Below are 9,830 nucleotides of genomic sequence, written 5' to 3'. Positions count from 1 at the left end.
GGGCAGGGACGCCCCGTCGCGGCGGCCCGCGGAGCAATGCCGGAGTGCGGGCACACCGAGCCTAGGCGAGGTGCCGAGTGGTGGGGCAAGAGCCCTTTTGGTTACTTTTGGGGCTCTTTTCCAAAAGTGACCCGCCGTAAGGGCGGAACCCATAGCGGCCGTTACCGCAGCAACGGATATGTACACAGAACAGAACAGCTGGCGCAGTAATTGCCTCCCCACCCACCCCAGCCCCAGAAAAAGGACCCCCCCATGCAACTACGCGCCTTGCGATATTTCCACGAGGTCGCCCGCTGCGCCTCCCTGCGTAAGGCCGCCGAGCGTCTCTACGTCACCCCCACCGCCGTCAGCCGCCAAATCGAACACCTCGAACACTTCTTCGGCGCCACCCTGATTGAACGCGGCCCCCGTGGCATCCGCCTCACCGCCGAGGGCGAATGCCTCGCCGAACAAGTCACCTCAACCCTGCGCGGCCTCGACCAGGTGCGCGAAGTCATCGCCAGCCGCCAAAGCCAGGTGGCCGGTAACATCAGCATCCATGTGTCAGAAAGTATCGTTTCCACCGTACTCGCCCCGGTACTCGCCACCTTCTACCGCGCCCACCCCAAGGTCACCTTCAACATCGTGATCGCCAGCGCCTCGGCCACCCTCGACGCCTTGTGCAGCGGCGAAGCCGACCTGGGCCTGGCGTTCTACCTGCAAGAGCGCGCCGACGTCGAAGTCACCGCCCACTGCCAGCTGTGGCACCGGGTACTGGTCAGCGCCGAACACCCCTTCGCCCAGCGCGAAAGCATCGAATTGAGCGAACTGGAAGGCCAGCCCCTGGCGATTCCCGACTCAGCCTACGGCGTGCGCCAGGCCCTGGAAGTAGCCGCTAAAAAACGCGGAGTGACCCTCGAACCGGTGTTCACCACCAGCTCCCTGGAAGTGCAAAAGAGCCTGGCCCGACAACGGGCAGCCGTGTTGATTTTGCCCCAGGTAGAGGTAGACGTGCGCGACCTGGGCGACGGCCTGGTGGCCGTGCCGATCGCCGATGAAGACCTTGGCCGCATCCGCATCGACCTGTGCGTGTACCGCAACCGCCCCCGTTCGGTGGCGGTGCTCAAGTGCCAGGAGATGCTGGCGGGGGCGATGCAGCGTTGTTCGCTGAACTGAGCCTGAGCCTCAGAAGATATTGATCGGCACGTTGGCGACGAGGCGGAACTCGTCGTAGCTGCCGTCGATCTGCCCGCCACTGGCCCGGTGGTTGTAGACGATGGTGCGCAGTACGGTGTTTTTGAGGCTGCCGGACTGGATCACGTAGGCCAGCATCAAGCCGTTTTCGTTGTGTTTGGCACCGTCCAGGCCGCGCACGTTATAGCCGGTGTTGTGGCCGTTGCGGTCGCCGTCGTAGTGGGTGCCGTCGATGTCCCAGCCCTTGGCGTGCCACAGGCTGGCGGTGAGGCCGGGCACGCCGTAGGCGGCGAAGTCCAGGTCGTAGCGCAGTTGCCAGGATTTTTCGTTGGGGCCGTTGTAGTCCGAGTACAGCGAGTTGGCCATGTAGTTGCCGGTGGACTCCCACACATAGTCGAAGTATTCGTTGCCGAACACCTGCTGCCAAGCCAGGGTCAGGCTGTGGGCCAGGTGCGTGGCGGTGAAGGCCAGGCTGGCGGCGTTGTTGTCGATGTAGCCGAGGTTTTTGTCGCCTGAATCGCGGGTGTGGTAGTAGTTGAAGGCGGTCTTCAGGGCTAGGTCGCTTTTGTCGCCGATGCGGTGGGTCAGGCCGACGTAGGTCTGGTCCCACATGTCTTCGAAGCGCGACGCGTAGACGCTGGCTTCCAGCCCGTAACCCGGCTTGACCGTGGCCCCCAGGTAGCTGATGCGTGAGCCGGTGTAGGCGCGGTTGCCGAAGGTGGTGGTGAGTTTTTCGGCGCCGGTGCCGGTGCGCGGGATCGCCCGTTCGAAGCTGCCGCCTTGCACCGACAGCCAGTCGAATTCGTTACTGAACAGGCCCACGCCCTGGAAGCTGGAGGGCAGGGCGCGGTTGTCCTTGTAGCGCAGGATCGGGTTGTCGGTCATCAGGCGGCCGGCCTTGATCTCGGTGCTCGACAGGCGAAAACGCACGTCGCCCACGCCGAGGCGGCTCCAGGTGGGAATCGCGTCGCCGTCGCCATCCACCAGCACCCGGTCGCCGCCATTGGCCACCTTGCCGTGGCCGCGCTCCAGGTTGACCGCGCTGAAGATCCCCGCGTCCACGCCCACGCCGATCAGGCCCTGGGTGTAGCCGGAGCTGTACTTGAGCATGCTGGTCTGTACCCAGGTTTCCCGCACGCGGGTAGGTTCGATACCGCCGGCTTTCTTGATGCCCAGGTGAGTGGTGCGCTGAGTGTGCTGGTTGGAGTAGTAGTGACGCAGGTTCAGGTCCAGGGTGCTGCCTTCGAGGAAGCCCGGTGCGCTGGCTTGAGCGTTGTCCTGAGCGAAAGCCTGGGTGCTGGACGCCAGAGTGACGGCCAGTAAAAGACGTGGATACATGGTAAATCCCCATACAAATCAGACGTAAGGCGACCGTCCCGGCAGGCCCTGAGGCGCTGCCGGTCGGTGGCGAAAAGACGCGGGACAGTGGGAAAAGGTGTTCAGCGAACCGGGGCTTCTGTGAGCCGGGTTTCGCGGGCCGGGCTGCCGGGCAGCGGCGGGCGGGTTTCGTTGGCGAACCAGGCGGCGGTGAGGCACACCAGGTTGGCGACCAGCAGGTACCAGACCGGCGACATCGGGTCGCCGGTGGTGCCGATCAGCCAAGTGATGATGATCTGCGCGGTGCCGCCAAATGCAGCCACACCGAAGGCGTAGACGATGGAGAAACCGGTGGAGCGCACGGATTTCGGGAAGCTCTCCACCAGCAGCACGATCAGCGCCGCGCCGCTCATGCCGTGCAGGCCCGAGAGTACCGCGAGGGTCAGCAGGAAGGTCGCCGGGCTGGGATGTTCGGTCATCAGTTGCAGGGCCGGGAACAGGATCAACAGCAGCACCACCCGCGGCGTCATCAGGATCACCCGGCGCCCGAAACGGTCGCAGAGCATGCCGCCGGCCACCGCGCAGACGGCCATGGCGGCGCCGGCCACCAGGGTCGAGAGCATGGAGATGCTGGTGGGCAACTTCAGCTCGGTGAGGGCGAAGGTGGTCATGTAGTTGAGGAAGTACTGGGTGATGGTGCTGCCCGAAAGGATCAGCAACCCCAACACCAATGCCCGCCGGTGTTTGCCGCAGACTTCCCGCACCAGGTCGCCGGTGCTGGTCTGCTCGCCGTGGCCGTGGAAGGTTTCGGCAAGGTTGCGGCGGATGTAGATACCGATGGGCAGCACCAGCAGGCCGAACACAAACGGCACGCGCCAGCCCCAGCTGTTGAGGTCTTCCGGGGACATGACTTTGGTCAGGGTGAACCCCACCAGCCCGGCCACCATGGCCGCCACGCCCTGGGCAACCACTTGCCAGCACGCATAGGTGCCGCGTTTGTGGGGTGGCGCGGCTTCGAGGATGTAGGTGGTGGCGGGGCCGGCTTCACCGCCCCAGGCCAGGCCCTGGATCATGCGGGTGACCACCAGCAGGATCGGCGCGGCGATGCCGATGGTCTCGTAGCCGGGCAATATCGCAATGCTGCCGGTGCCCACGGCCATCATCACCAGGGTCAACAGCATCGCCGGTTTGCGCCCGACGCGGTCGGCGTAGGCGCCGATCAGCACCGCGCCCAGTGGCCGGACGATAAAGCCGATACCGAAGGCCGTGACCGACAGCATCAAGCTGACGAAAGCGCTGTCGGACGGGAAAAACGTGTGGCCGATCATCACCGCAAAGGTGGCGTACACACCAAAGTCGAAAAACTCCACGGCGTTACCCAGGACCACGGCGAAGATGCTCTTTTTGCCGGCGTCCGGGGACGGTGTTTCGGGTGCGTGATCTGGATCGGATCGTGTCGATTGCTCAGTGTGCATACCAGCCCCTCGATTTTAGTTATAGGTCGTCCGAGCTCCCGGCCGAGTAGGCCCGGAGCTGGCGTGTGGGTGGGCAGTTCTTACAGCGTCAAAGTCAGGAAGGATTCGGCCAGTGGTGGATTGCGCCACGCCAGCTCTCGTAGGTTTTAGCGATTTGCAGCAGCCATTGATCGGCAAACCGTGGGGCGATCATCTGCAGGCCGATGGGCATGCCATCGGCGGCGAAACCGCAGTTGATCGACAGCGCCGGTTGTTCGCCCATGTTCCAGGGCACGGTGAACACGATGTGTTCGAACGGTTGTTGCGGGTCGTTGCTCGGTGATGGCCACTCGGCCGGGAAGGCGTTGACCTGGTTGGTGGGGGACAGCACCAGGTCGAGTTCGGTGAATACCTGGGCGGCGCGGCGGCGCATTTCGAAGGTCTGGTTGAAGCCCTTCACGGCCTGCACGCCACTGATCTCGGCACCGGGCGCGGCCCAGTCGCGGATATACGGCAAGACCTTGTCGAACTGCTCGCTGCTCAAGGCGGACAAGTCGCCCCACTGGCGGGCGCGCCAAAAATGGTCGAGGCCGTCGAGCTGGGCGCGGTCCATGATCGGCGGGATCAGGGTGACCCTGGCGCCATGGGCTTCGAACAGGCGTGCGGCGTGCTCCACCGCTTCACACACGAAACCTTCCGGCTGCAGGCCCACGCCGGGTTCGAGCATCAGCCCGACCCGCAGGCCCTTGACCGACAGCGGCTGGTGACTCCACGGGGTGGTGAGCGGCGGCAGGCTGGTGGCGTCGCGGGCATCGGGGCGGGCCAGGTGTTGCATCAGCAGCACGCAGTCATCGACGGTGCGGGTCATGGGGCCGGCGGTGCGGCCGGTGTAATACGGGTCGATGGGGATGCGCCCCAGGGTCGGTTTGAACCCCACCAGGCCACACCAGGCGGCAGGCAAGCGCACCGAACCACCGATGTCGGTGCCCACGTGCAGCGGGCCATAGCCGGCGGCGGCCGCAGCGGCGGCACCGGAGCTGGAGCCGCCGGTGTTGTTGGCGGTATTCCATGGGTTGCGGGTGATGCCGTGGAAACTCGACAGGCCGGAAGACAGCATGCCGAAATCCGGGTTGGTGGTCTTGGCCAGGATGATCGCGCCGGCTTCCCGCATCCGGGCGGCGGGCGGTGCGTCCTTGAGGGCCGGGGTCAGGCGGGTGGCGGCGCTGCCGAGGGGAATGGGCACGCCTTCGGTGGCGATCAATTCCTTGAGGGTCACCGGTACGCCGTCGAGGGCACCGTTGGGTTGGCCCTTGGCCCAGCGTTCGGTGGAGGCCTGGGCCTGCTGGCGCACCTGTTGCGGGTCGAAGGCGTAGAGCGCGTTGATCTGCGGCTCCCAGCGGTCGATATGGGCCAGCAGTTGGTCGTAATAGTCGATCGGCGCGAGTTGCCGGCTGGCGAATTGCGCCAGCAGTTCGGCGGCCGTCAGGGTGTGCAGGTCAGTCATCGAACGCTTCCTTGGGATGGGCCAGCTGGCTCATGGCGGGTTGCAGTAGGGATGACTATATAAACCCGAGTGTGGCGCGGCCATCACAATCGGTGCAGTTCAGTGTTGCGTTTTTGTGTGCACTGAAAAAACGTCGTTATTGGTCGTAAAGCGCTAACAGCACGGTCACGTTGTCGCGCCCGGCGTATTCCACGCTCAGGTCCAGCAGCCGTTCGCAGGCGGTTTCCAGGGTGTGGCGACCGGCCGCGGCGAGGACCTGGGCGATCTCCTGATGGGGTACGCAGCCGTGCAGGCCGTCACTGCACAGCATCAGCAGGTCACCGGGCAGCACCGGGTGCACGCGTATCTGTGGCTCGACCCGTGCCGCCGGGCCGATGGCCTGCAATAACAGGTTGCGCGCGGGCAGGCGGTCGACCTTGCCGGCCTCCAGTGCTTGCTGGTACCAGGTCTGGTCCCGGGTCAACAGCGCCAACTCGCCGTCGCGGTAACGGTACAGGCGGCTGTCACCCACATGGAACACCAGCAGCGGGCCTTGGCTGTGGGGGCGCCACAGGCCTGTCAGGGTGGTGCCCATGCCGTTGCCTTCGCTCATCTGCCGGGCGACGTTGCGGGCGTACACCTGGGCATTGACCTGGTCGAGGGCGTCGTGCAGCACGCTCACGGCCTGCATCGCCGGGTCGGACCAGGTGGCATCGGGGTCGCTGGAGCACGCCGGTGCGTCGGTTCCGTGGGCGGTGAGGTGCTCCCGCAGGCAGGTCAGGGCCAGCGCACTGGCCAGGGCGCCGGCTTCGTGGCCGCCCATGCCGTCGGCCACGGCCAGCAGCTGCAGGTGGGTGTCCAGCAAAAAGTTGTCTTCGTTACTCTCGCGTACCGGGCCGACGTCGCTCAGGCCGCAGGCAATCGCCGTGGCGAGGCGGTGCGGGCCGGAGGGGCTGAGGCTGGAATCGGTCATGAGGTGGGCTCAAAGCTGTGGAGGAAGGCGAGGCGCTGGGCCTCGTTCTCGATGTGTTCCGCCAGGCGTTGCAGGAACGCCTGGCGCAACGGCGTGGCACGGGCGGCACGGCTGACGACGATGCGTGCGATGGGGCCGATCAGTACGGCCAGGCGGCGTTCGGCCATGTCGCTGAAGGCGGGATCGATCTCGGGCTCGAGGGCCTGGGTGGGTTCCCGGATAAGGGTCACCACCGTGGGTTCGCTGACAGGTTCCGGGGCCACGGTGGCCGGGTTCAAGCGTTGGAACAGTGACTGGCTGGCGCTCGCAAATTGTTCACGGCCACGTTCCGAGGGAATGTGGGGCAGCAGCGCCGCGCAGATCGCCTCGAAATCTTCCGAGGCGTTCAGGCTCTTGCGCACCAGAAAGCGCGCCAGTGGGCCGATCTGGTGGGACAGCAGCGACTCCAGTTCCGGCATCACCGCGAGTTTCCATGGGGTGAGGGTTTCCAGGGGCTCCGTGGCGACCGTGGGGGTTTGAACACCGCTGGCCAGGGGCTGGTTGGGGCGCATGAGCACGGTGCGGTCGTCGTCGATCTGGGCGTTGATCCAGGTGCCGGTGGTGGTGCTGCCGATCAAGGCTTGCAGGTCGTCAAGGAAAGCCTGGGCCGACGGGTAGCGTTCGCTGGGGCGCTTGGCCAGGGCGCGCACGATCACGCTGTCCAGGGCCGGGTCGAGGGCGAGGTTGAGGCTGGAAGGGGCCACCGGTGTCTGGTTGAGGATCTGCTGCATGACCATGGTGGCCGAACCGGAAAACGGTCGCTCACCGGTCAACAGTTGGTAGAGCACGATGCCGGCGGAGAAGACGTCCGAGCGCCCGTCGATCAGCTCGCCGCAGAATTGCTCCGGCGACATGTAGCTGGGGGTGCCGATCATCGAGCCGGTCTGGGTCAGTGTGGAGGAGTCCAGGCGGGCCACGCCGAAGTCGGTGACCTTGACCTGGTCGTCGGCGGTTATCAGCAGGTTGGCCGGCTTGATGTCGCGGTGCACCACACCTTTGGAGTGGGCGTATTCCAATGCCTGCAACAACTGGCGCATCCAGCCCAGGCTGTGGCTCAGGTCGCGGGGTGTCTGTGCGGCCAGCAGGGTGTTGAGCGGAGTGCCTTCGACAAATTCCATGGCGATGTAGGCCGAGCCTTCGTCTTCGCCGTAGTCATAGACCGCGACGATATTGGGGTGCATCAACCGGCCCGCCGCCTGGGCTTCGTTCTTGAACCGGCTGACCAGTTCGGCGTGATGGCTGTCGCCGAACAGCTCCTTGCGGATGGTCTTCAGCGCCACGGTGCGGGCGATGTGCGGGTCGAACGCCTTGTACACCGTGCCCATGGCGCCTTTGCCGAGCACGCTGTCGATGCGGTATTTGCCGAGTTGTTCAAGCATGGGGGGGCACCTACTCCTCAAGCATCTTCATGGCGCTGACCAGGCTCGTGCGCATGCGCCCGAAGGATTGGCCCAGGCGCGCCAGTTCATCGTTGCCGCTGACGTCCATCGGCGGCACATCCGTTTCACCGAGGCTGACCCGATCGGCCAGGGCCGACATCTGCCGCAGGCGCCGGGTGACAAACAGGTGCACCGCCACGTTCAAGGCCACCAACAGCACCGCGAAAATCCCCAGCATCGACAGCATGTAGCTGTGCAGCATGCTGTTGGCCCGCTGCAGCGGCAGGGCCAGCGGCACCGTGACCAGTTGCGCGCCGAGGGTGTCGTTGAGTTTCCAGCCAAAGCCGTTCACCGCGCCGTAGATGTCGACCATGGTTTTGGGCGCCGCGTCCGGGGTGCTGTGGCAGGCCAGGCAGGCGCCGTCCTTGATCTGGATCGGCCGCGCGATGTACAGCGACGGGCCGCCCTTGTCGGTGCGTTCGCCCACCAGTTCATCGGTGGTGGGCTGGCTGCGCAGGTTGTTGATCAGGCTTTTTTCCCAATCATCCGCCAGGTCCCGGGGGTTGGTGGGGTTGAGGGTGGCTTCCTTGTAGGCGTAGTCCGGGTAGGACTTGAGCAATTCCTGCAGGTGCGAGATGGCGGCGAAGTCGGGCACCGACTGCGGCAGGAACTGGAATTTCAGGCGGTTTTCCAGCAGCGGCACGATTTGCTCGGCGGTGTAGGTGCTGGCGGCGGTGGCCGAGCGCATCAGCAGGCGCGCGGTTTCCAGGGTTTCCCGGCGTGCGCTTTGCTGCAGCATGTAATGGGTGGCGACGCTGGTGGCGATGAAGCCGACCACGAAGACGGCGAGGAACACCACGTTGAATTTTACCGCGAGCGACAGTTTCATAAGGCCCCTTGGGTGCAGGCGAGGTTGAACGACGAGCAGGCCGTTAATGAGGGTTTTTGCGGCGCTCCAGGCGCAGCAGTTCGATCTCCCACTCCAGCACGCCGCCGCGGTTGGCTTTCACGGCCTGGCGAAACGCCGGGTCAGTGAGGCGCGGGGCGAAGCGGCTGGCGAGCATTTGCTGGCTGAGGTTCAGCGGGCTGACGACCCAGGGCGCGATGTCTTCGTAGGTGACGTCGCGTTCCTTTTTCAGCGCCGGCGCGGCGGGGACTTTTTTACCCAGCGCTACCAGCGGGTCGAGGAAGGGCCGGGGCAGGGCGTCGACAAATGCCTGCTCCGGGCGCGCGACGGTCTTGAGCGGGGCATCACCGGCGCGTTGTGCGAAGTCTTCGTGGTTCAGGGTGAGCGTGCGGCCGGCCTTGCCGTGGCTGTCCAGCTCGGTGACGGACTGGCTGCCGTCTTCGACGAACATTTCGGTCTGACGCGGGCCAACGTGGATCACGCTGGCGCTGTTGGTGACGTTGAATGCCAGGCCGCCGGCGTTGACTGCCAGGGGGACGTGGGCATTCGCACTGGCGGGCTGCAGCTTCAACCAGCCGTTGAGCAGGTTGATTTGCGACGCCTTGCTGTTGGTGGCGATCAGGATGCGCGTGTCAGGCCCCAGGGCGACGATGGCCGGCGTCAGCCCTTCGATCTGGATGCCGGCGCCGCCGGTTTGCAGAATGTCGCCACCTTGCAGGCGCGTGCCGGCACCGATGGTGTAAAGGGTGGTGGCACGTATCAGGTGCAGGGGTTTTTCCGCAAAGGAAATCACCGCGATGTTGGCCGGGGCCGCGAGCACGTGGGGCAGCTGAAACAGCCCGGCGAGCAATAGGAGTATCGAAAGTTTCTTCACGTGGGCGCCGGTCATCGAGCAAGTTGGGGTCAGGCACCGATGCTGCTTGCAGCCGGTGGTCGTGCGTGCGCAAGGCATCGCAGGGCCGCAGGCTACCTGTTGTGAGGCGCTTGGAATAAGGCAATTTTGCGTATGGATTACGCCGGATCCGATTGAGCAAAATCATGGAATAAAGCACTGGGGGAGGGTGTTCTACTCATGGTTTCGCGTGATTCAGGCGGCTTCTTTTTG

8 protein-coding genes are annotated in these 9,830 nt (G+C 65.0%); 1 reads left to right on the top strand and 7 read right to left on the bottom strand.

Going from position 1 to position 9,830, the window contains the following annotated elements:
• Positions 1–252: 252 nt before the first annotated feature.
• On the top strand, positions 253–1,155 hold the full coding sequence (locus HX855_RS11235; protein WP_177089434.1) for a LysR family transcriptional regulator: 903 nt from the start codon (positions 253–255) through the stop codon (positions 1,153–1,155).
• A 9-nt stretch (positions 1,156–1,164) separates the two neighbouring features.
• On the opposite strand, the gene HX855_RS11230 is transcribed toward HX855_RS11235, so the two are convergent.
• The 7 genes from HX855_RS11230 to HX855_RS11200 all read right to left on the bottom strand — a co-directional run bounded on the left by HX855_RS11230 (position 1,165) and on the right by HX855_RS11200 (position 9,599).
• Complete coding sequence (locus HX855_RS11230) at positions 1,165–2,511, bottom strand: OprD family outer membrane porin (RefSeq protein WP_177089433.1); 1,347 nt, start codon at positions 2,509–2,511, stop codon at positions 1,165–1,167.
• Between the two features lie 101 nt (positions 2,512–2,612).
• A complete protein-coding gene (locus HX855_RS11225; protein ID WP_218175984.1) occupies positions 2,613–3,965 on the bottom strand; it encodes a citrate-proton symporter in 1,353 nt (450 codons plus the stop codon).
• Between the two features lie 94 nt (positions 3,966–4,059).
• Positions 4,060–5,448: an amidase gene (locus tag HX855_RS11220; RefSeq protein ID WP_177089432.1), complete on the bottom strand. Its 1,389-nt coding sequence runs from the start codon at positions 5,446–5,448 to the stop codon at positions 4,060–4,062.
• Between the two features lie 136 nt (positions 5,449–5,584).
• Positions 5,585–6,400 (bottom strand): PP2C family serine/threonine-protein phosphatase, encoded by an 816-nt coding sequence (locus HX855_RS11215; RefSeq protein WP_177089431.1) that lies wholly within the window; start codon positions 6,398–6,400, stop codon positions 5,585–5,587.
• Positions 6,397–7,818: a serine/threonine-protein kinase gene (locus HX855_RS11210; protein WP_177089430.1), complete on the bottom strand. Its 1,422-nt coding sequence runs from the start codon at positions 7,816–7,818 to the stop codon at positions 6,397–6,399. Before HX855_RS11210 ends, HX855_RS11215 begins: the two co-directional genes overlap by 4 nt.
• 10 nt (positions 7,819–7,828) lie before the next feature.
• Positions 7,829–8,707: a DUF3365 domain-containing protein gene (locus tag HX855_RS11205; protein WP_177089429.1), complete on the bottom strand. Its 879-nt coding sequence runs from the start codon at positions 8,705–8,707 to the stop codon at positions 7,829–7,831.
• A gap of 43 nt (positions 8,708–8,750) precedes the next feature.
• Entirely contained in the window at positions 8,751–9,599 is an 849-nt protein-coding gene (locus HX855_RS11200; RefSeq protein WP_177089428.1) for a hypothetical protein, read from the bottom strand.
• Positions 9,600–9,830: the final 231 nt, after the last annotated feature.

It is taken from the genome of Pseudomonas sp. IPO3778, from assembly GCF_013386825.1.
GTDB lineage: Bacteria > Pseudomonadota > Gammaproteobacteria > Pseudomonadales > Pseudomonadaceae > Aquipseudomonas.
Note: the sequence above shows the minus strand (reverse complement) of the source record. Positions and strands in the feature narration are given on the sequence as shown.